General features: G+C 28.9%; 17 protein-coding genes and 1 pseudogene. 15 read left to right on the plus strand and 3 right to left on the minus strand.

The annotated features are described in order from the left end of the window. Positions 1–50: 50 nt before the first annotated feature. Both TVTCOM_RS03930 and TVTCOM_RS03935 read left to right on the plus strand, forming a co-directional pair. Positions 51–764, plus strand: a complete 714-nt coding sequence (locus tag TVTCOM_RS03930) for a phosphatase (RefSeq protein ID WP_434798549.1) — start codon at positions 51–53, stop codon at positions 762–764. Between the two features lie 154 nt (positions 765–918). After that, positions 919–1,671: a M15 family metallopeptidase gene (locus tag TVTCOM_RS03935; protein WP_434798550.1), complete on the plus strand. Its 753-nt coding sequence runs from the start codon at positions 919–921 to the stop codon at positions 1,669–1,671. A 78-nt stretch (positions 1,672–1,749) separates the two neighbouring features. Here the strand turns inward: TVTCOM_RS03935 and TVTCOM_RS03940 are convergent, their stop codons facing one another. Then, the gene (locus tag TVTCOM_RS03940; RefSeq protein ID WP_434798551.1) at positions 1,750–2,625 is read right to left on the minus strand and encodes a CPBP family intramembrane glutamic endopeptidase; all 876 of its coding nucleotides are present in this window, start codon (positions 2,623–2,625) and stop codon (positions 1,750–1,752) included. Between the two features lie 267 nt (positions 2,626–2,892). Here TVTCOM_RS03940 and ftsH point away from each other — a divergent pair, with 267 nt between their 5' ends. The 5 genes and pseudogenes from ftsH (at position 2,893) to TVTCOM_RS03965 (ending at position 9,805) form a co-directional block, all read left to right on the plus strand. Next, on the plus strand, positions 2,893–4,920 hold the full coding sequence (gene ftsH / locus TVTCOM_RS03945; protein ID WP_434798552.1) for an ATP-dependent zinc metalloprotease FtsH: 2,028 nt from the start codon (positions 2,893–2,895) through the stop codon (positions 4,918–4,920). A gap of 156 nt (positions 4,921–5,076) precedes the next feature. Further along, positions 5,077–6,168 (plus strand): annotated as a pseudogene (locus TVTCOM_RS03950) (AI-2E family transporter). Between the two features lie 185 nt (positions 6,169–6,353). Continuing rightward, the gene (locus TVTCOM_RS03955; RefSeq protein ID WP_434798553.1) at positions 6,354–7,424 is read left to right on the plus strand and encodes a pyridoxal-phosphate-dependent aminotransferase family protein; all 1,071 of its coding nucleotides are present in this window, start codon (positions 6,354–6,356) and stop codon (positions 7,422–7,424) included. A 132-nt stretch (positions 7,425–7,556) separates the two neighbouring features. After that, on the plus strand, positions 7,557–8,504 hold the full coding sequence (locus TVTCOM_RS03960) for a D-2-hydroxyacid dehydrogenase (RefSeq protein WP_434798554.1): 948 nt from the start codon (positions 7,557–7,559) through the stop codon (positions 8,502–8,504). Positions 8,505–8,563: 59 nt separating this feature from the next. Beyond that, a complete protein-coding gene (locus tag TVTCOM_RS03965) occupies positions 8,564–9,805 on the plus strand; it encodes a DUF1015 domain-containing protein (RefSeq protein WP_434798555.1) in 1,242 nt (413 codons plus the stop codon). 114 nt (positions 9,806–9,919) lie between these two features. Here the strand turns inward: TVTCOM_RS03965 and TVTCOM_RS03970 are convergent, their stop codons facing one another. Further along, on the minus strand, positions 9,920–10,849 hold the full coding sequence (locus TVTCOM_RS03970; RefSeq protein WP_434798556.1) for a LysR family transcriptional regulator: 930 nt from the start codon (positions 10,847–10,849) through the stop codon (positions 9,920–9,922). Positions 10,850–11,130: 281 nt separating this feature from the next. On the opposite strand from TVTCOM_RS03970, the gene citD reads away from it, so the two are divergent. From citD to TVTCOM_RS04000, 6 genes are all read left to right on the plus strand, one after another. Beyond that, positions 11,131–11,418 carry a citrate lyase acyl carrier protein gene (gene citD / locus TVTCOM_RS03975; RefSeq protein ID WP_434798557.1) on the plus strand — a complete coding sequence of 96 codons (288 nt, stop codon included), beginning with the start codon at positions 11,131–11,133 and terminating at the stop codon, positions 11,416–11,418. Between the two features lie 11 nt (positions 11,419–11,429). Next, positions 11,430–12,332 (plus strand): aldolase/citrate lyase family protein, encoded by a 903-nt coding sequence (locus TVTCOM_RS03980; RefSeq protein ID WP_434798558.1) that lies wholly within the window; start codon positions 11,430–11,432, stop codon positions 12,330–12,332. A 1-nt stretch (position 12,333) separates the two neighbouring features. Next, a complete protein-coding gene (gene citF, locus TVTCOM_RS03985) occupies positions 12,334–13,881 on the plus strand; it encodes a citrate lyase subunit alpha (protein WP_434798559.1) in 1,548 nt (515 codons plus the stop codon). A 165-nt stretch (positions 13,882–14,046) separates the two neighbouring features. Next, complete coding sequence (gene citC, locus TVTCOM_RS03990; RefSeq protein WP_434798560.1) at positions 14,047–15,063, plus strand: [citrate (pro-3S)-lyase] ligase; 1,017 nt, start codon at positions 14,047–14,049, stop codon at positions 15,061–15,063. Positions 15,064–15,091: 28 nt separating this feature from the next. Then, positions 15,092–16,447: a triphosphoribosyl-dephospho-CoA synthase CitG gene (gene citG, locus TVTCOM_RS03995; RefSeq protein ID WP_434798561.1), complete on the plus strand. Its 1,356-nt coding sequence runs from the start codon at positions 15,092–15,094 to the stop codon at positions 16,445–16,447. Positions 16,448–16,726: 279 nt separating this feature from the next. Continuing rightward, positions 16,727–17,236 (plus strand): AbrB family transcriptional regulator, encoded by a 510-nt coding sequence (locus TVTCOM_RS04000; RefSeq protein ID WP_434798562.1) that lies wholly within the window; start codon positions 16,727–16,729, stop codon positions 17,234–17,236. A gap of 104 nt (positions 17,237–17,340) precedes the next feature. On the opposite strand, the gene TVTCOM_RS04005 is transcribed toward TVTCOM_RS04000, so the two are convergent. Continuing rightward, on the minus strand, positions 17,341–18,273 hold the full coding sequence (locus TVTCOM_RS04005) for a LysR substrate-binding domain-containing protein (protein ID WP_434798563.1): 933 nt from the start codon (positions 18,271–18,273) through the stop codon (positions 17,341–17,343). Positions 18,274–18,557: 284 nt separating this feature from the next. On the opposite strand from TVTCOM_RS04005, the gene TVTCOM_RS04010 reads away from it, so the two are divergent. Then, a complete protein-coding gene (locus TVTCOM_RS04010; protein WP_434798564.1) occupies positions 18,558–20,873 on the plus strand; it encodes a hydratase in 2,316 nt (771 codons plus the stop codon). Between the two features lie 401 nt (positions 20,874–21,274). After that, positions 21,275–22,633, plus strand: a complete 1,359-nt coding sequence (locus tag TVTCOM_RS04015; RefSeq protein WP_434798565.1) for a CitMHS family transporter — start codon at positions 21,275–21,277, stop codon at positions 22,631–22,633. Positions 22,634–22,763: the final 130 nt, after the last annotated feature.

The raw sequence follows: 22,763 nt of genomic DNA on the forward strand, positions 1-22,763 counted from the left end.
TATATGGCTTTTAACATATGATAAATTTTGCAATAAAGGAGAAGACGTAAATGAAGGGTATAATTGATTTACACACTCATGCCCTATCTAGTGGGCATGCATATAGCACAGTAAAAGAAAACATAGAATATGCTAAAATTAATGGATTAAAATACTATGGTTTATCTGATCATGGTATAAATATGCCAGGAGGACCACATCTATTTTATTTTCAAAATTTAAAGGTATTACCTAAGGAAATAGATGGTGTTAGAATTCTTAAAGGAATGGAAGCTAATATTATAGATTATGATGGAAATATTGATGTGGAAATTGATAAATATATAAAAGGACTAGACTATATAATAGCAAGTCTTCACACTGTATGTTTGGAACCTGGAACAAAAGAAGAAAATACTAGAGCAACGTTAAATGCAATGGATCATGAATTAGTAAAAATTATAGGACATCCAGATGATGGTAGATATCCATTAAATTATGAAGCTATTGTTAAAAAAGCAAAGGAAAAGAATATATTATTAGAGGTGAATAACTCATCATTAAACTCAGGTTCATTTAGGCCAAATGCTCGAAAAAATTATATAGAGTTACTTAATTTGTGTAAAGAGCATAAGGTAAGAATTATTTTAGGAAGTGATGCTCATATTTGTTATCAAGTTGGTATTTTTGATAATGCAGAAAAACTACTTGAAGAAGTCAATTTCCCAAAAGAATTAGTTATTAATTATCATGAAGATGAGATATTAGAATTTTTAAAATTATAATACTTAAATTTTAACAAAAACCATATTAGAAATTAATATGGTTTTTATTTTGTAATTATATCTATAAATAAAAAGTAAAATAATACAAAAAAAGTCGAAAAATGTTATAATATAAAGTGATTTTGATAATTAATATTATGAGGGAGTTATGGGAATGAATCAAAAGAAAGTATATATTACGATGGGGGTTATACTTTTATTTGGTGGTTTTTTATTATTTTGTGGGGGAAAAAGTTTTATACTAGCAAAAGAGTTATCTACCAAAAGACAAGTATTAAAGATAGACACATTTAACTATAGTAATGAAAAGGATGCAGACAAGGAATTTAAGAATATACAAAACTTAGTACATAAATATAAAAATGGAATAGCAAGATTAGTAAATAAAGAAAATGGATTAAAGTCAAGTTATGAACCTAATGACTTAGTTCTGTCAGATGTTAAGTCTACAAAGCGTGATATTTATCTAAGTAAAGTTGCTTCTCGCAATTTGGAAAAAATGTTTAAAAATGCAAAAAAAGAAGGAGTAGATCTCTATTTAATAAGTGGATATAGATCTAGTAGCTATCAAAAAAAGTTATATTCTGATTCTTTAATACATAAAGGAAAAGAATATACAGAAAAGTATTTATCAAAAGCAAATTATAGTGAGCATCAAACTGGCTTAGCAGTAGATATTTCTTCGAAATCAATATCATATCAGTTGATACCAAATTTTGAAACAACAAAAGAGGGTAAATGGCTAGAAGAAAATGCACATAACTATGGATTTATACTAAGGTATAAAAAAGATAGAGTAGAAGATACGGGTTATGGTTTTGAACCATGGCATTTTAGATATGTAGGACATGATATAGCTAAATATATATATGATAATGATTTAATACTTGAAGATTTATATAAATAATTTTAAATATTAAACTAAAAAACATCTAATAATAAAGATGCTTTTTAGTTTAAATTAAATTTTTTATATTTAAAAATTTTAATTTTTACTTTCTACTACAAATCCTGTATTAGCTTTAGGAGCAAATTCTCTGTGTAGATGCTTCTTATTTTTTAGTATAAACCTAATAAAAAAGAACATCCCTATTATAAACAATATTGAGCCAACGGATAAAGAAACTATGGCATCTGTATTAGTAACTGGAGCAGTATTAGTAGGTGCATGAATGTTTAGTTGAGGTAAAAATGCAATTAAATTATTAAAAAAATGAACAGTCATTGAAATTAGTATATTTTTATATTTCATGTATAAAATACAGCAAGCAATACCAAAAATAAAAGCGCCAATAATAGCTAATTCAATATGTAAAAAACCAAATACTAAAGAGGAAATTACCATTCCTATATAGATATTAAACTTTCTGCTAACTCTTTTGAATATTATGGCTCTAAAAAATAATTCTTCCATAATAGGAGCACCAACAACAGTAATTAGCATGGATATAAATAAGCCGCTATAAGTAGAAACTTCTGATACAGAAGACTCAGATAAAAGTTTATTTAACATATTTGGAAAAGTGAAATAAACAATGCCAATTGATAATAAGCTGATACCCATGGAAAGGCATAGCTGAGTAGCAACAACACCACTTAGTTCTTTTATATCTACTTTTTTTATATAATCTCTAATCATTAATAATAGCTTATTTTTATTAACTCTAAATTTATATAAAAGTATAAGAGTAAATAAAGTTGTAGATATTAAAGATAATAAATTATCATTGTCTATTAAATTAATATCATTAGTGAAATAAATAATAAAAGCTCCTAAAATTACAATAATCATGGTGAAAATATACCAAAATACTGCTGGTATAATCTTAACTTCGTTAAATTCTTTTGTAAAATCTAACATATTGTTCCTCCTAATATTTATATATTAATAATTCATAATAAATTCATACTAACACTATATAATTATTTATTATAAAAAATGTAAAAAATACACAAACTCAATACAAACATAAAAATATAGTATCAGAAATATTGACAAAATACCTTATAAATTTTACTATTTTATATAAGTCATTTTATAGCTTTATAACATTATATTTAATGTTTAAGACATATATGATGGGTATATATAGTAATAAATACAGAATAATTACTTAGGAGATATCTTATGAAAGAGAAAAAACCTCAAAAAAAATCATGGTTATATTATTACGGGATAATACTTCTTTTACTAGTAGTACTTAATTCTTTTATATTTCCATCGCTGTATAATATGAGCGGGCAAGTAGAAGAAGTTGACTATGGAACATTCCTTACAATGGTTGATGAAGGAAAAGTAAACCAAGTAGATATTGAAGGTTCAAAACAAATAACTTTTAAAACAAAAGTAGATAAGGATAAAGTTTATAAAACTGGTCAAGTAAACGATCTTGGTTTAGTCGAGCGTTTACATAAAGCAAATGTTAAGTTTGGTAAAAGCATACCAAAAGAAGACTCACCAATTGTTGAGTTTATTCTTTATTGGGTTTTACCAACAATCTTAATGATTGCTTTATTAAACTTCATGATGAGAAAAATGACTAATAGAATGGGTGGAAGAGGCGGCCCGATGCAGTTTGGTAAAAGTAATGCCAAAATATACGTAGAAGCACAAACAGGTAAAACTTTTGCAGATGTGGCAGGACAAGACGAAGCAAAAGAGTCACTAACTGAAATAGTTGACTTCCTACACAATCCTAAAAAGTACGAAAAAATAGGTGCATCAATGCCAAAAGGAGCCCTACTTGTAGGACCTCCAGGAACAGGTAAAACCTTACTTGCAAAAGCAGTTGCCGGAGAAGCAAAAGTGCCATTCTTCTCAATCTCAGGATCTGAGTTTGTGGAAATGTTTGTTGGTATGGGTGCTGCAAAAGTTAGAGATTTATTTAAACAAGCCCAAGAAAAGGCTCCATGTATTGTATTTATAGATGAGATAGACACTATAGGTAAAAAACGTGATGGTGGTGGAATGGGTGGTAATGATGAAAGAGAACAAACTCTTAATCAATTACTAACTGAAATGGATGGATTTGACGGTAAAAAAGGTGTTGTAATACTTGCAGCAACTAATAGACCAGAATCCCTAGACAAAGCTTTACTTAGACCAGGTCGTTTTGACAGAAGAGTGCCAGTTGAACTTCCTGACTTAAAAGGCCGTGAAGATATACTAAAAGTTCACGCTAAAAATGTTAAGATGGATGAAGATGTTGACTTTAATGGAATAGCAAGAGCAACTGCTGGAGCTAGTGGTGCAGAACTTGCAAATATAGTAAATGAAGCAGCACTTAGAGCTGTTAGACTTGGAAGACACAAAGCTACTCAAGCGGACTTAGAAGAATCTGTAGAAGTAATAATAGCAGGATACCAAAGAAAAGCAGCTGTAATTTCTCCAAGAGAAAAGAAAATAGTAGCTTATCACGAAATAGGTCATGCATTAGTTGCAGCGAAGCAAACAGAATCTGCACCAGTGCATAAGATTACGATTATCCCTCGTACATCTGGGGCTCTAGGATACACTATGCAGGTTGAAGAAGGCGAAAGAGTACTTATGTCTAAGGAAGAAGCTTTCAACAAAATAGCAACATTTACAGGCGGTCGTGCTGCGGAAGAAATAATCTTTAATTCTTTTACAACAGGTGCGTCTAATGATATAGAACAAGCAACAAGAATAGCAAGAGCTATGGTTACTCGTTATGGTATGAGTGAAGAGTTTGATATGATGGCTCTAGAAACAATAAACAATCAATATTTAGGTGGAGATGCATCGCTTATGTGTTCACCAGAAGCCTCTGCTAAGATTGATAGAGAAGTATTAAGCATAATAAAATCTGCTCATGAAAAAGCTAGACAAATACTAGGAGAAAATATTGATAAACTACACGAGCTTTCAGACTTCTTATTAGAAAAAGAAACTATTACAGGTCAAGAGTTTATGGAAATATTAAATGGGAAATCTGTAGACGAAGTTAAAGAAGAACATGATGCTAAAGAAGCAGCTAAAAAAGAATCAGAAAGAATTGAACTTGAAGCAATAAAAGATCAAGAAAAAAGAGCACAGGAGCAACAAAAACGTATAGAAGAAGAACTTGAAAAAGTAGATGGAAATGTTGAAGTAGATGATATTAAGACTACTGAAGATGAAGATAAGCAGATTTAATATTAGTAAAAATTTTTAGCACCAATGTAAAAGTTGGTGCTTTTTTAGTGTGCTAATATATAAATAAGAAATATAATATAGATTTTTATGGAGGATAGAATGAATAGATTAAAGGATTTAAAATTGAAAAATCAACTTATAATATCTACATACATTATGATTTTTCTTTTATTTATACTAAAACCAACACTAATAACCAACTTATTTAGCAAGTTTATAATAGCATTTAAGCCCTTTATAATAGGTGGGGTAATTGCCTTTTTGATAAATTTACCAATGAAACTTATAGAAGAAAAAATTGTTAAGCCTTTATGTAAAAAAAATAAAAAATTATCAAAGATGCCAAGAGTTATATCCCTAGTATGTACACTTGTAATAGTAGTAATTTTAATGTGGGTATTTATTAGTTATATAGTGCCTCAACTAGCTGATAGCCTAAGAGCTTTAACTAATGATATACCTAACTATATAAGTAGCTTGCAAAATGAAATAATGAGTAAAGTAAATAACTTAGATATGTTAAAAAATACATCTTTTGACATACAATCTATGATACAAAAGTTCTTAACTTTTGTTCAGAATTTTATTAATATGTTTATTTCTAATATATTTAATTTTACTATAGGAATTACAAATTTCTTCGTGAATTTATTCTTGGGAATAATAATATCCATGTATATTTTACTTAGTAAAGAAAAGCTAATTTTACAATTTAAAAAGCTTATATATGCATTTTTGAATGAAAAAAAATGTGAAAGAATAATGTATATTTTAAAATTAACAAATAATAAGTTTTCTAAATTTATATTAGGTCAATCAATGGATGGATTAATACTAGAAACAGCATTTTTTATAATTTTTTCCTTAGTTCAAATACCTTTTGCTCTATTAATAAGTATAATGATACCTATTTTAAATTTCATTCCTATATTTGGGACTTATGTAGGTATCGCTATATAGGCATTTATAATTTTAATGGTAAAACCAACATCAGTTTTATTGTTTTTAGTTTTAGTATTTACAATACAACAATTGGATGGAAAATTTGTTTATCCCTTTATAGTAGGAAATTCTTTAGGTCTTCCTCCTTTATGGATACTACTAGCTATTGTTGTAGGAGGAAATTTATTTGGTGTAGTTGGTATGATACTTGGAATGCCTATTACTAGCGTGGTTTATGAATTATCATCAAAAGCCATCAATGATAGAATTAAGAGTAAGAATATTACATTTAAAAAGATTAAATAAATATAAATTTATATACAAAATGATTTTTTTTGTTGACAAATATTATGAAAATGCATAGTATAAATATTAATTAAAATAATCATAAAATTAAAAAAAGGAAATATAATGATTTATAATATTATTTTTAAAAATATGGTTATAATAATAATTAATTTATTTTAATAATTAAGAAAGGAGGTAAAATTATGAGTAAAAAACTATTCATACCAGGACCAATAGATGTAAGTGAAGATGTTTTAGCACAAATGGCAAACCAAGTTATAAGCCATAGAGGAAGTGAAGTATCTGCTTTACAAGAAGCTATAACTGAAAAACTTCAAGATTTATTGTATACTAAAAATAATATATTATTATCAACATCCTCCGGTAGCGGCCTAATGGAAGGCTCCATTCGCTCCTGTACTTTAAAGAGAGCAGCAGTACTATCCTGTGGTTCCTTTGGTGACAGATGGTATAAAATGGGCGTATTAAATGGTGTTCCAGCGGATTTATTTAAAGTCGAATTAGGAAAAGCTATTGAGCCAGAAATGGTTGATAAGGTATTGTCTACGAATAAATATGATACGGTCATGGTAACTCATAATGAGACCTCAACCGGAATTGCCAACCCAATCAAAGAAATTGGAGAAGTAATTAAAAAATACGATGATATTGTTTATTGTGTAGATGCTGTTAGTTCAGCAGGTGGTATGAAAATTGAAGTAGATGAATCTAATATAGATATTTGTTTAACTTCAGTGCAAAAAGCTTTAGGCTTACCACCAGGAATGTCTCTTTGCACCTTCTCAGAAAAAGCAAAGAAGAGAGCAGAAAAAGTACCTAATCGGGGTTATTATTTTGATTTACTCGCCATCTATGAGTACATCCAAAATAAAAATTATCAATACCCTTCAACACCTTCCCTTTCACATATGTTCGCTTTAAATTTCCAACTGAAAAAAATCTTAAATGAAGGCCTAGATAATAGATTTAAACGTCATGAAGAAATGGCAAATCTAGTTAGAGGCTGGGCGCAGGAACACTTCCAAATTTTTACCGATGTAAATTATTTGTCTAATACCCTTACCGTTATCAAGAATACACAAGGAATCAGTGTATCAAATCTCAATAAAAAATTACAGGAAAAAGGCTTTTTAATAGCCAATGGATATGGAGACCTTAAAGAGAAAACATTTAGAATTTCTCACATGGGCGATTATACAGTAAAAGATGTAAATGAATTATTAACTAATATTAATGAAATTTTAGAATTTTAATATTAGAAAATTTAATTTGCGTTATTTGTTGTACTAAGTTTTAATTTAAGAATTTTAGTTTGAATATTAAGAAAATTCTTGATATTCATATGAGATAAAATTTATAAGGGTAAAATACTGGAGGTAAATAATATGTGTAAGATATTAGTAACAGATGGAATGAACAGAAATGCTGTAAATAACTTGAGAAAGTTTAATATAGATGTTGAACATAAATTTTACGATGGGATGGAACTTGGGGAAAAATTAAAAGATAAAGATGTACTAGTTATTCGTTCAAAAAATGTAATAACAAAAGAAATTATAGATAAAGCATGTGAAGGAAATACTCTAAAATTAATAATTAGAAGTGGCGTAGGCCTTGATAATATAGATGTTGAATATGCCAATAAAAAGGGAATTAAAGTTTTTAATACACCTAATGCTAGCACAAGATCTGTTGCAGAACTTACAATAGGTCAAATAATAACTTTATCAAGATTTATAAATATTTCAAATGTAACTATGAGAGATGGGCAGTGGAACAAAACAAAATATGTTGGCACTGAAATATTTGGTAAAACTCTTGGAATTATAGGCCTTGGAAGAATAGGAAAAACTGTTGCTAAAATGGCTCATGATTTAGGAATGAATGTGATTTATTATGATATACTTGGCGAAATGAAATCTTGCAAAGATTATACTTTCTGCAATTTTGAAGAAGTATTAAAAAATGCAGACTTTTTAACTATTCATATCCCTTTAGAAAGAAATCAAGGATATTTAATAGGAGGAAAAGAATTCAATATGATGAAAGATAGAGTTTACTTTATAAATCATGCTAGAGGTGGACTAGTTTGTGAAAAAGCTTTAATAGAAGCATTAGACAATGGAAAAGTTGAAGCTGCGGCTTTAGATGTTTATGAAGAAGAGCCAAAAGTTAACTTAGAACTTGTTAATCATCCAATGGTTTCTCCAACGCCACATCTTGGAGCTTCAACAGTAGAAGCACAAGAAAGAATAGGCAAGGAAATAGTGAAAATAATATATAACTTTTTAGTAGAAGAAGAAATAATCGATGATATGAAAATTGCACTATAAGAATAACATAGAGATTAAAAAATAAATTTGAGTAAAGTTAATTTTGGGGAGGAATAACAATGGCGAATATAAAACCTTTTAGAGCAGTAAGACCAGCAAATGAATATGTAAATATGGTGGCAGAACTACCTTATGATGTGATGAATAGAGAAGAAGCAAAGAAAATAGCAAAGGATAATAAATATTCTTATTTACACATAGATAGAGCAGAGATAGATTTAGATGATAATGTAGATGAGCACGATGAGCAAGTATATTTAAAAGCTAAAGAAAATTTAGATAAGTTTGTACAAAAAAATATATTTGTAAAAGATGATCAAGACGCAATTTACATTTATAGAGAAATAGTAAATGATAGAGCACAAACTGGTATAGTAGCTTGTGTAGCAATTGATGATAATATAAATGGTACGGTAAAAAAACATGAGTATACTAAACCAGACAAAGAATTAGATAGAACTAATCATATAAAATACTGTAATGCTAATACAGGAACTGTACTTTTAACTTATAAAAATCAAGAAGAAATAGAAAAAATAATAGATTACTATGTTTATTTTATGACACCAATATATGATTTTAAAACAGATGATGATGTAATTCATACTATTTGGAAAGTGGAAAAAGAAAGAGATATTAATGATATAGTAAACGAATTTGCTAAGGTAGAAAATCTATATATAGCTGATGGTCATCATAGATGTGCAGCAGCACAAAATATAGCCTTGGAAGAAAGAGGGAAAAATCCAAACTATACGGGAGAAGAAGAATTTAATTATTATACTGCTATGATAGCTCCAGATACTGATTTGAAAGTTATGGACTACAACAGAGTAGTAAAAGATTTAAATGGATTAACTGAAGGTGAGTTTTTAGATAAGGTCAAAGAAAAATTTATTGTTAGGGAAGTGAATAAAAATTACAAACCAGCTAAAAAGGGGCAAGTTGGAATGTACTTGAATAATAAATGGTATGGAATAGAATTTGGGAAAGAGTATTTGGAAGGTAGAGATGTAGTTGAAACTTTAGATATTTCTATATTACAAAATCATATTTTGGATGAGATATTGGGAATAAAAAATCCAAGAGTAGATAAGAGAATTGATTTTATTGGGGGAATTAGAGGAGCGGAAGAAATAGAAAGAAGAGTTGAAGGTGATATGAAAGTTGGTTTTTTAATGTACCCAACTCATATAGAGGAATTAATTTCAGTGGCAGATGAAAACAAAATTATGCCAGCTAAATCTACTTGGTTTGAGCCAAAGGTAAGATGTGGACTTTTCTTACATGAATTAAATTAGTGTAAACTAATGAAAATGGAAAAACAAGAAAAAAACAAATCAAATTATGAAGAAAACCAGAAGCGTAATTATTATGCTTCTGGTTTTTAGATTAAAGAAATTCTATGGTTCTTATCAGATTATTGAATTCTTTTTAGAATTTTCTTTTAATACTGTTTTAGCAAAATCAATAAAGTGTCTTTCCACATTACTCAGGTAAGAACTGTTTAAATATGAAATAGAAATATTCCACTTTACTGGAGAATTTTCTATATGAAATAGATCAAATTCATTTATAGGTTTTGTAGTATTTAATATCATCTCAGAAACAAAACAAACTCCAATTCCAGATGTGGCTAATCTAAAAGCAGTAGCAGTATTAGACGTTTCTAAAATGATTTTTGGTTTAAAATTAAATAAATCAAAAAGATGTTCTGTAAGCTTTCTAATTCTATGATTTTTTTTAGTAAGTACAAAATCCACATCTTTAAGGCTATTTAAATTAACTATATTTGAATTCATATCAAGTAAATGTTTAGAATTAAGATAACCTTTCTTACATGCAAGCATAATCTTTTCTTCATATAAAAGCTCACAAGTAATCCTTTTATCAGTACTTGGTAAAGATGTTAAAACTAAATCAACTTTCCCAGATAAAAGGCATTCTTCTAAATAATTAGAATCATCTTCAATAACATGAATATCTATACCTGGATATTCTTCTTTGAATTTTGGTAATATTAATGGTAATACATGAGTTCCTCTAACAGAAGGAAGACCAATTGTTATATTACCTTTTTTCATAGTAGAAATATCGATAAGTTCCTTTTTTAAATTACTTTCCAAACTAAGTATTTTTTTTGCTGTTTCTACGTACTTTTCACCAGCATAAGTAAGAGATATAGGATTAGTACTTCTGTCAAAAAGAGAAACACCTAAATCCTTTTCCATATTAGAAAGTATGCTACTAAGTGAAGGTTGTGAAATAAAAAGTTCACAAGCTGCCTTAGAAATACTTCTACATTCGGCGATAGTTATAATGTATTTTAATTTTTTAAAACTCATAAAAAGCTCCTTAAATTTAAAGTTAAATATTTATATATTATTTATTATAACATAGAAATAGATAAGTGAAGAAATCATAAAAATTAATAAAATATATATAAAAAAATATACAAGAACATCAAAAGAACACCTAGAGCAAATGTTGAAAAATAAATGCTTTCACTAGGTTTTGCATATTTGTCACTGTTGAATTTTATTGAATATAGAAAAATAAGAATATATAATGATTATTGAATTGGACAGACAATATATTTCCAAAATAAAACGGAGGAGCACAGTATATGAAATTATTAGAAATAGCAAATGCTGGTACATTAGAATCAAGCGATATACAAGTTATAATAGAACCAAATGAAAATAACGGTATAGTTATAGAACTTGAAAGTGTAGTTAAAAATCAATTTGGTGATCAAATAATAGATGTAATGATGAAAACGTTACAAGCGTTAGATGTAAAAGATGCGAAAATATTTGCAAATGATAAGGGTGCAATAGATGCAGTAATAAAGAGTAGAGTTCAAACTGCAGTATATCGTTCTGCAAAATCTAATGATTACAAATGGATGTAGGGGGAAAGAAAATGAAACTAAGACGTTCGATGTTATTTGTGCCTGGTAATAATCCTGGTGTAATAAGAGATGTTCACATATATAAACCAGATTCAGTTATGTTTGACTTAGAGGATGCTATAGCAATGACTGAAAAGGATTCTGCAAGATTTTTATTGCATAACATGTTAAAAAACTTCGGAAGCTACTATAAAGAATTAGGAATAGAAACTGTAGTTCGTATAAATGGACTTGCAACAGAATTCTGGCAACAAGATTTAGCAGCTGTAGTAAGTGCAGGGGTTGAAGTTATAAGAATACCTATGACAGAATCTGTAGAAGATGTTATGACTGTTGATGCAGAAATAGAAAAAATAGAAAAAGAATGTGGAATGAAAGTTGGTAGCACTAAAATAATGGTTGCTATAGAAACAGCTTTAGGTGTTATGAATTGTTTCAACATAGCTAAATCACCTACTAAGAGATTAATAGGTATGGCGCTAAGTGGAGAAGATTTTGTAACTAGTATGAAAACTACAAGAACTCCAGAAGGAGATGAGCTATATGTTGCTAGAGGAATGATAGCTATGGCAGGTAGAGCATGTGGTCTTGAAGTATTAGATACAGTTTATGCTGATGTAAACAATGATGAAGGATTCTTAAAAGAAGCTAACTTAATCAAGAGAATGGGATTCGGTGGAAAATCGCTTATACACCCAAGACAAGTTGAGCTTATACACAATGTATTCACTCCAAGCGAAAAAGAAATAGTAAAAGCTCAAAAAATAGTTGATGCAACTGCTGAAGCTTTAAAACAGAATCTAGGTGTATTCACTGTAGATGGAAAAATGGTGGATAAACCAATAATAGAAAGAGCTCAAAGAGTATTACAGTTAGCTGAGGCTGCTGGTGTTATAGTTGGAGGTGAAAATTAATATGCAAACTAAAAGAGTAAACAATGAAATGTTAAAAAACATAAAAGGTTACGAAAATAGACAAGCTTACGTTGCTCCATATGATTCATTAACTGGAGATAATAAAGTAAATTCTGATAGTTCTAACATAAAAGAACAAGTAAGAAGAGATAAATTAGTTTCATCGTTAAGAGAAGCTGTAGAAAAATGTGAAATAAAAGATGGAATGACAATATCTTTCCACCACCACTTTAGAGCTGGTGACAAACTTTTAATGCAAGTTGTCGATATATTAGCTGAACAGGGAATAAAAAACCTAAGAATAGCAGCTTCATCATTAACAAGTGCTCATAATGGTTTAGTTGCCCACATAGAAAATGGTGTAGTAAATAGAATAGAAACTTCAGGGCTTAGAGGGAAATTAGCTCAAGCTGTTTCTGAAGGAATACTTGAATATCCAGCTGTCATACGTTCTCACGGAGGTAGAGCAAGAGCCATATCTTCAGGAGATGTAAAAATAGACGTAGCGTTCTTAGCAGCATCATCAGCTGACTGTATGGGGAATGCAAATGGAGTAAAGGGAAAATCTATATGTGGAGCTATGGGATATGCTAAAGTTGATGCTGAACATGCTAAAAAAGTTGTAGTTGTAACTGATACATTAGTTCCATATCCAAACTTTCCACAAAGTATACCTCAAACACAAGTTGACTATGTTTGTGTAGTTGATGAAGTAGGTGATTCTTCAGGAATAATGTCTGGTGCTACTAGATTCACAAACAATCCAAAAGAGTTATTAATGGCTAAAAGAGTAGTTGAAGTTATGAAAGCATCTGGGTTATTTGTAGATGGATTCTCAATGCAAACTGGTTCTGGTGGAGCATCTTTAGCAGTTACAAGATTTGTTAAAGAGGAAATATTAAAAAGAGATATAAAATTAAGTTATGCTCTTGGAGGAATAACTGCACCAATGGTTGATTTATTAGAATCAGGATTAGTTGATCAATTATTCGATACACAAAGTTTTGATTTAACTGCAGCAGAATCTTGTGGAAGAAATGAAAAACACGTTGAAGTAAGTGCAGATTTCTATGCTTCAATAGGAAACAAAAGTGCAGCAGTTAATAAATTAGATTTCGTTATATTATCAGCTTTAGAAATAGATACAGATTTCAACGTTAACGTTATATCTGGTTCTGATGGTGTAATAAGAGCAGCATCTGGTGGACATAGTGATACAGCTGCAATGGCTAAAATGTCTATACTTACTGCACCACTTACAAGGGGGAGATTATCTACAATAATAGATAAGGTAACTACTGTTGTAACTCCAGGAAGTACTGTTGATGTAGTTGTTACTGATTACGGAGTAATAGTAAATCCAACTAGAACAGACTTAATAGAAAAATTCTCTAAAGCTAGAATCCAAATGTTAACAATGGAAGAAGCAAGAGCTATGGCTACAAGACTTGTTGGAACTCCAAAAGACATAGAGTTTACTGATGAAGTAGTAGCAGTAGTTGAATATAGAGATGGAAGTATTATAGATACAATAAGAAAAGTTAAATAGAAACTGTAAATATATAAGAAAACATTTTAAGATATAAAAAGGTATTGTGATTTACAATACCTTTTTGGCTTAATTTATGATGTATGTACTTTTAATAGTAACATTATTGGCTTTTGTATTTATAAATAGAATATTTTGAGTATAAAAATAAGGACGGTGTAGAGCATGTATTATAATGTAGAAAGTATAAATTTAAAATCAAAATATGAAACTAAAGAAGTAAGAGAATTTTTAGCAAAGTTTAATTTAAAATATGAAGATGTTGACTACACTGTAGTAATAAGAGAAAATGAAGAAGTTATAGCAACATGTTCTAAAAAAGAAAATATATTAAAATGTTTTGCTATAAATGAAAAATATCAAGGATTAGGATTATCAAATAACTTAATATCAAAAGTAACAGAAAAATTATTTTTAGAAAGAAGATATCATAGTTTTATTTTTACAAAACCAGAAAATCAATTTTTATTTGAAGGATTAGGATATAAAAATATATTTACAACAGATAAAGTAAGTTTATTGGAAAGTGGAAATAAAGATATAAATTCTAGTTTAGATAAGTTAAAGAAAGAATATAATATAGGTGATAATAAAGAATATGCTGCATTAGTTATGAATTGTAATCCATTTACACTAGGTCACAGATATATAGTGGAAAAAGCGGCAAAAGAAAATGATAATGTAATAATATTTGTAGTAGAAGAAGATAAATCTGCATTTCCTTTTCAAACTAGATATAAGCTTATAAAAGAAGGAACTAAAGACTTAAAAAATGTAACTGTAATACCAGCAGGAGAGTATGTTATATCATCAGCAACTTTCCCAAATTATTTCTTAAAGAAAAATGATGATACATTAAAAGAATATACAAAATTGGATTGTAATGTATTTGGTAAATATTTTGTACCTAAATTTAATATAGTAAAAAGATATGTGGGAACAGAACCACATTGTGAAGTTACAAATACTTATAATGAGTCTATGGAAGAAATATTACCTAAGTACAATGTTCAAGTTAATCTGATAGAAAGAAAAGAAGTAGAAAATGATGCTATAAGTGCATCAAGAGTTAGAAAACTGTTAAAAGAAGGACAAATAGAAAAAGTGAAAAATTTACTACCAAAACCAAGTTTTGATTTTTTACGTAGTAAGGAAGGTGAATTGGTGATAAATGAACTATAAGAATAGTTTTAATTTTGCCTAAAACAATATGGATTTAATAACAGAATTTTTATTTGATAGAGATAAAAGAGTAGATTACCAAGAAAAATTATTAAAAGAAAATAATAATAAAACTTTAGTGACAATAAGAATAAATTATCCTGGAATAGAAAAATCAAACTATATAACTGATGACATAGTTAATACAATTTATAATGACATATTAACTTATTATAATAAATATATAGTTTTTAAACATAAATATAAAAATAAAGAAGGAATAATAGGTCATTTTTTATTTGATTTAGATTTTGTAAATGTAAAAAAAGAAATGATAAATATAGAAGAAGAGCATATTTTAGGTAGATGTTTAGATATTGATGTTTATACTATGAAAAATGAAAAAGTAATAGGAATATCCAGAAAAGATTTATATAAAAAGCCTAGAAAATGCTTTATATGTGATATGGATGCAAAAATATGCTCAAGAGCCCAAAATCACAGTATAGAACATATAAAATCATATTTTGAAGATATTTTTAAAAAATATAAAGAACTAGAAAAAAAAAATGAAAAATTAGCTTATGAAGTATCTCAACTATCTCTTAAAGCTATGATAAGTGAAGTATCCACATTTCCCTCTTTTGGATTAGTGTCTCCTGTAAGCTCAGGTTCCCATGAGGATATGGATTACTATACTTTTTTGCATAGTGCCATGGCAATAACTCCTTTTTTGAAGGAAATGTTTAAAGTGGGCTATTCTTACTATTCACTAGAGTGTATTTTTGATGCTATAAGAGATATTGGAAAAGAATGTGAAGAGAAGATGTATGAAGCAACCAATAATATTAATACTCATAAAGGGATGATTTTCTTGATGGGAATATCTATGGCAGCCATAGGGAAAGCTTTATACGAGAATAAAGAATTCTCTGGAATACAAGAAATAATAAAATCCATGGTAAAAAATATTCTTAATGATTTTAAAGATCTTCATAAGAAAGATAAATTAACTCATGGAGAAAAGTTATATCTTGATCATGGATTTACAGGAATAAGAGGACAAGTTCAAGATGGTTTATCTGTATTATTTGAATATATAATAGATAAATATGAGGATTCTTGTCTAAAAGAAAATGATTTATATATGCAGATTTTAATAGAATTAATGGCAAGGGTAGAAGATAGTACTGTGGTTTATAGACATGATATAAATACACTTAGAAAAGTGCAATCAGATGCCAAAGAAATATTAAATATGGGTGGTGTATTTACATTAGAAGGTAAGCAAAGATGTCATGAGCTTGAAGATTTATATATTAAGGAACATATAAGTCCTGGAGGATGTGCAGATTTGCTTGCAATTAGCATATTATTAATAGATGTTAAGAAAATATACTTTTAAGTGTTTTTAATATAACTTTATATTTAACAATAATGTTTTACCTTATTTAGAATATAAAATGTAGTTATATTCCATCTAAATATGACTTTAGTATAAATATTTTTATTTATATATATTGTAAAAATAAAGGGAGTTATCACATGAACAATAAAATAAAATTATGTGATAACTCCTTTTTTTATATTTTAAATTAATTAGATTGATTTTTTGTCAAATTATTTTAATATGAATAAAGTAGATTGTAAGAACAGATGAATAATAAGGAAAGGAAGGTATAAAATGCAGAAAATAGTATTAACATTAATAATGGGATTAGTTGGGGGATTTTTAGGGATTAAATTAAAAATACCAGCAGGAGCAATGATAGGCTCCATGGTATTTGTAGGAGGATATAATGTACTTACAAATGGCGCACATATGCCTACGAATTTTAAATTAATAGCACAAATTGTTATAGGATGTACAGTGGGATTAAATTTCACAATGGACTCTGTGTTGGGATTAAAGAAAATTATCATACCATCAATAATTTTAGTTATAGGATTAACTACTTTAAGTATAATTTTAGGATATATCATACATAAGACAACGGGAATAGATTTACCAACAGCTTTATTTAGTGCGGCACCGGGAGGCCTTACAGATATGACTATAATGTCTGAATCTTTTGGAGCGCAAACACACATAGTAGCTTTACTTCATTTAATAAGACTGACAACAGTTTTAATCGTATTACCGGCAGTTATAAGGGTAATTACTTCCGGAGTATTAAAAATTAATTTAAATTAAGATATGGATTTATTAATAAATAATCCATATCTTAAACTAAATAGAATTACCTTATGAATATACTTCAATTTAATATTGAAGTATATTTTTTAATTGTAAGTATTTTATATTTCACTAGATTTAAATTTTTCTCTGACAATATCCATTAATAATTTATCTGCTTTTGATAAAAAAGAATTTTCTATGGTTGCAATGCACATAATCCAATTAGCCTCATATTTATCATCTATCATAAAATACGCAGGACAATAATCATTTGATGATATTTTAGAGTATTGAAGTGGAATAAAAGTAACTCCTATACCTTCAGTGGCCAATCTTTTAGCAGCCTCATAATTTTTAACAGTTAAAGCAATATTAGGTGTTATATTAGCAAGACTTAAAATATTATCTGATATATGTCTTATTCTTTGCTGTTTATTAACCATTACAAAAGGCTCATCTTTAAAAAGACTCAAATCTATAGATGGATAATTACCATCTTCATTTAAATTATAATTTTCACATAAAGGATGATCTTTACTAACTGCCAATAAGAAGGGGTCTGTAAGTAATGATTCATAACTTATAGAATTGTTTTTCTTGCATTTAGGTTCATGCATAATAGCGAAATCGATTTCACCAGAAAGTAGTAATTTTTCCAGTTCAGTAGAGTTATTTTCTGTAACATAGATATCTATAAATGGACAGAGTTCTTTAAATTTAGGAAGTATCATAGGAAGCACATAAACAGATAAGTGCATGGTAATACCAATATTTATTCTTCCAGTTTTCATATCATTTATATCATTAATTTCAGCTTTGTAATAATCATATATTTTTAAAATTTGATTAGCCATTTTATAATATTTTTCCCCAGCTAAGGTTAAAATTAAACCTGTGTTTGTACGTTTAAAAAGCATGGTCCCCAGTGATTCTTCTATACGTTGTATTGCCTGACTTAAAGATGGTTGCGATATGTATAATTTTCTAGATGCTTTGGAAATGCTTTTCTCCTCGGCTACAGTTTTTACATAAAGTAATTCTTTAGATGTCATAATTTCTCCTCCAAATTCTAATATAGCCAATATGATATCATAAGCTATAATAAAAGGCTATAGATTTCATAAGGTTTTAAATATTATGCTATATGTGGAAAATATTACATAATCAAAATACGAAGACAGATTATACTAATTTTGAAATTATGGAAGCACCTATAGGTTTTAACTATAGATACTATTAAGTAACAAGTATTTGTCTATATCAATGGGAAATTGTAAAATAGAGTTAATAAGGAACAAGGTTATATAAAATAAAAGATGTAGTGGAGGGATGTATAATGTCTAAATTATTTGATTACAATAGTGTAAAATTATATGATGGTGGAGTATATCTAGTAGATGGTGAAAAAATAGTACCAGCTACTGAATATGAAAAACTTTCACAAATGGAGGAAAGCGTAGCAACTATAGAGGAAGCAAAAAAAGGAACAATCGCTTATTCAGTATTAGAAGCACATAATACTTCTGATGATATGAGTAAACTTAAAATAAAATTCGATGCTATGGCATCGCATGATATAACTTATGTAGGTATAATACAAACTGCTAAGGCAAGTGGACTTGAAAAATTCCCAATACCTTATGTATTAACTAACTGTCACAATACTTTATGTGCAGTTGGTGGAACAATAAATGAAGATGATCATATGTTTGGATTATCTGCAGCTAAAAAATATGGTGGAATATATGTGCCACCACATATAGCAGTTATTCATCAATATATGAGAGAAATGATGGCAGGTTGTGGGAAAATGATTTTAGGATCTGACAGTCATACTCGCTATGGAGCACTAGGAACTATGGCTATAGGAGAAGGTGGAGGAGAGTTAGTTAAACAACTTCTTTGCGATACATATGATGTAGATTATCCAGAAGTAGTTGGTATTTACTTAACAGGAAAACCTCAACCAGGTGTTGGACCTCAAGATATAGCTTTAGCTATAATAGGAAAAGTATTCGAATGTGGATATGTTAAAAATAAAGTAATGGAATTCGTAGGACCTGGTATATCAAATCTTTCTACAGATTACAGAAATGGTATAGATGTTATGACAACTGAGACTACTTGTTTAACTTCTATTTGGAGAACTGATGAAGATACTAAAGCATACTTAACTGCTCACAATAGACCCGAAGATTACAAAGAGTTAAATCCTGCTAAAGTAACTTACTACGATGGTATGGTCCATGTTGATTTAAGTGAAATAAAACCGATGATAGCTTTACCATTCCACCCGAGTAATGTTTATGAAATAGAAACTTTAAATAAAAATTTAGAAGAAATATTAAAATATACAGAAGAAGAAGGATCTAAAATAATAGATAACCCTAATATAGAATTCAACTTAAGAGATAAAATAGTTGACGGAAAATTAAGAGTAGAACAAGGTATAATAGCTGGATGTGCTGGTGGTACTTATAGTAGTATAATGGATGCTGCATCAATCATCAAAGGACACAGCTGTGGAAATGATGAGTTCTCTCTATCAGTATACCCATCATCTCAACCAGTAATGATGGAACTTGTTGGAAATGGTGTAATATCAGACTTTATGGCAGCAGGTGCAACTATTAGAACAGCATTCTGTGGACCTTGCTTCGGAGCAGGAGATACTCCAGCAAATGGTATGTTAAGTATAAGACATACAACTAGAAACTTCCCTAATAGAGAAGGTTCAAAACCAGGAAATGGACAAATATCTTCAGTTGCTTTAATGGATGCTAGAAGTATAGCAGCTACTGCAGCAAATGGGGGAATGTTAACTGCAGCAACTGATTTAGATGTTGAATATAGAGAGCAAGAAATAAACTTTGACCCAACTTCATATGGAAGTAGAGTTTATAATGGATATAAAATATTCCAAGAAAATGAGCTAAAATATGGACCAAATATAAAAGATTGGCCAGAAATGAGCCCATTAACTGAAAATATATTAATGAAAGTATCATCTTTAATAGAAGATCCAGTAACTACAACTGATGAATTAATACCATCAGGAGAAACATCTTCTTATCGTTCAAATCCTTTAGGACTTGCTGAGTTTACTTTATCAAGAAGAGATCCAGAATATGTGGGAAGAGCTAAAATAATTAACAAATTAGAAAAAGCTAGAGTTGAAGGTGTAGACCCAACAACTGTAGATACTGATTTAGTGGAAGTATTTAATAAAATAAGAACAATAGATAACAATGAAAATATAAATCCTTTAGAAACAGGACTTGGAAGTGTTGTTTATGCAGTTAAACCAGGAGATGGTTCTGCTAGAGAGCAAGCTGCTTCTTGCCAAAGAGTATTAGGTGGTATAGCAAATATAGCTAAAGAATATGCTACTAAGCGTTATAGATCAAACCTAATGAACTGGGGTATGATACCATTCTTATTAGATGAGGCGCCAGAATTTGAAGTGGATGATTATATCTATGTACCAAATATTAAAAATTTATTAGATGGAGATATGACAAAAATACCTGCATATGTAATAGGTAAGGAAGTTAAAGAATTTAATCTTTATGTAGCTGACATGACTCCAGATGAAAGAAAAATAGTTAAAGATGGATGTTTAATAAACTTTAATAGAAATAAAATAAAATAGATATTAATAAAGGAAGTATTTTACCATGAGTTTTGCGTGGTAAAATACTTCCTTTTCATGTTTTTATATTAATATTTAGATGGAATTTATTAAATATTGATCAGAGAATTTATATTCAAAAGTTTGATATAAATAAAAAAAGTGATATAAATTTTTACAATAGGAGCTATAATGAATTAAGTATTTGTCTATATTTGATAGATATTATAATATAAAGATAAGTTAAGAAGTAAAGTGTTTTCATAAGGAAGAGCTAGGAAATAGAATGTTGTTTAACAAATCAAATAGGTTTGAAAACGTTATTGTCTTGTGACTACTTTAGAAATAATATTTTACACTATCTATAACTTAAAAATAACTGTATAAAATGAGTACAAAAATTATATTCGTGGGAGGAAAAGATGTTATCATTTATAGGTTACTTAATGCTTTTTTCAATGATTTATTTACTACTGAAAGGTAAATCAAGTCCAATTATTCTATTTATAGTTTTACCAGTGGTGGCTGGTGTATGTGCAGGATTTTCACCAATACAAATAGGAGAGTTTGCAGCAGCAGGTTTAGAAAAAACAACGTCTAATGCAGTACTATTTATTTTCTCAATAATTTACTTTGGAGTAATGAATGATGCAGGGATGTTTGATGTACTAATTGATAAATTAGTTGCAAAAGCGGGAAATAGTGTGGTTGCAATAACAGTTGTAACTGCAATAATCGGTATAATAGGTCACTTAGATGGAGCAACTGCTACAACAGTGTTAGTTACAATACCAGCAATGTTACCTTTATACAAAAAGTTAAATATAAGACCTCAAGTACTATTATTAATAGTAGGAGCAGCGATGGGTGTAATGAATTTATTACCTTGGGGAGGACCAACAGCTAGAGCTGCAGTTGTACTTGGAATAGAAGCTAATGAGTTATGGAAAACCTTAATACCAATACAAGGTGTGGGAGTAATCACAACAATAGGTTTAGCAGTAATACTTGGTAATATAGAAAAGAAACGCGGAGCAGGTATTACTAATACTACAAATGATAAGTTTGATTCAGTAGGAGTTGAATACACTGTAGGATCTTCTGCAGTAGTTAGTGAAGTTGAAGTAGTTGATGAAAAACAAGCAGCAGTATTAGCATTAAAAAGACCTAAACTTGCTATAGTTAATATATTAATGACTGCTTTAGTAATAGGCACATTAGCTGTAGATATTATTCCAGCATACATAGTATTTATGGTTGCTTTGGGGGTATCAATAATAATCAACTATCCATCTAAAAAAGATCAAGAAGCTCGTATAAAAGCTCATGCACCATCAGCTTTGTTAATATCAGCTACAATGTTAGCATCAGGTGTATTTGTAGGTGTACTTGGAGAAAGTGGAATGTTAGATGCCATGGCTAATACATTATTAAGTTTAATACCAGGGTTCTTAGCACCATTTATCCATATAATAATGGGAGTACTTGCTTTACCAATAGGAATGTTCTTAGGAACAGATGCTTACTTCTATGGATTACTACCATTAGTTATAGGAGTTGCAAAAACATATGGTATAACAGGAATGAACGTTGCATTAGCTATGATATTAGGTAAAAATGTTGCCTTGTTAATAAGTCCATTGGTACCAGCTACATTCTTAGCAACAGGACTTGCAGATATAGAATTAAAAGATCATATGAAATTCAGTTTCGGATGGTTATTTGCAATAAGTTTAATAATGTTAGTATGTGGAATACTATTTGGTATAGTTACTATATAATATAAAAATAAATCCTATACAGTGAACCAAATCTACAAAGTTCACTTGTATAGGATTTATTTAATCATAAGCATAAATTATTTTACATTACTCCTTATAATAAAAATATATAAGGGGATTTTTTAATTGA

This window comes from Terrisporobacter vanillatitrophus, assembly GCF_051148895.1.
Classification (GTDB): domain Bacteria; phylum Bacillota; class Clostridia; order Peptostreptococcales; family Peptostreptococcaceae; genus Terrisporobacter; species Terrisporobacter vanillatitrophus.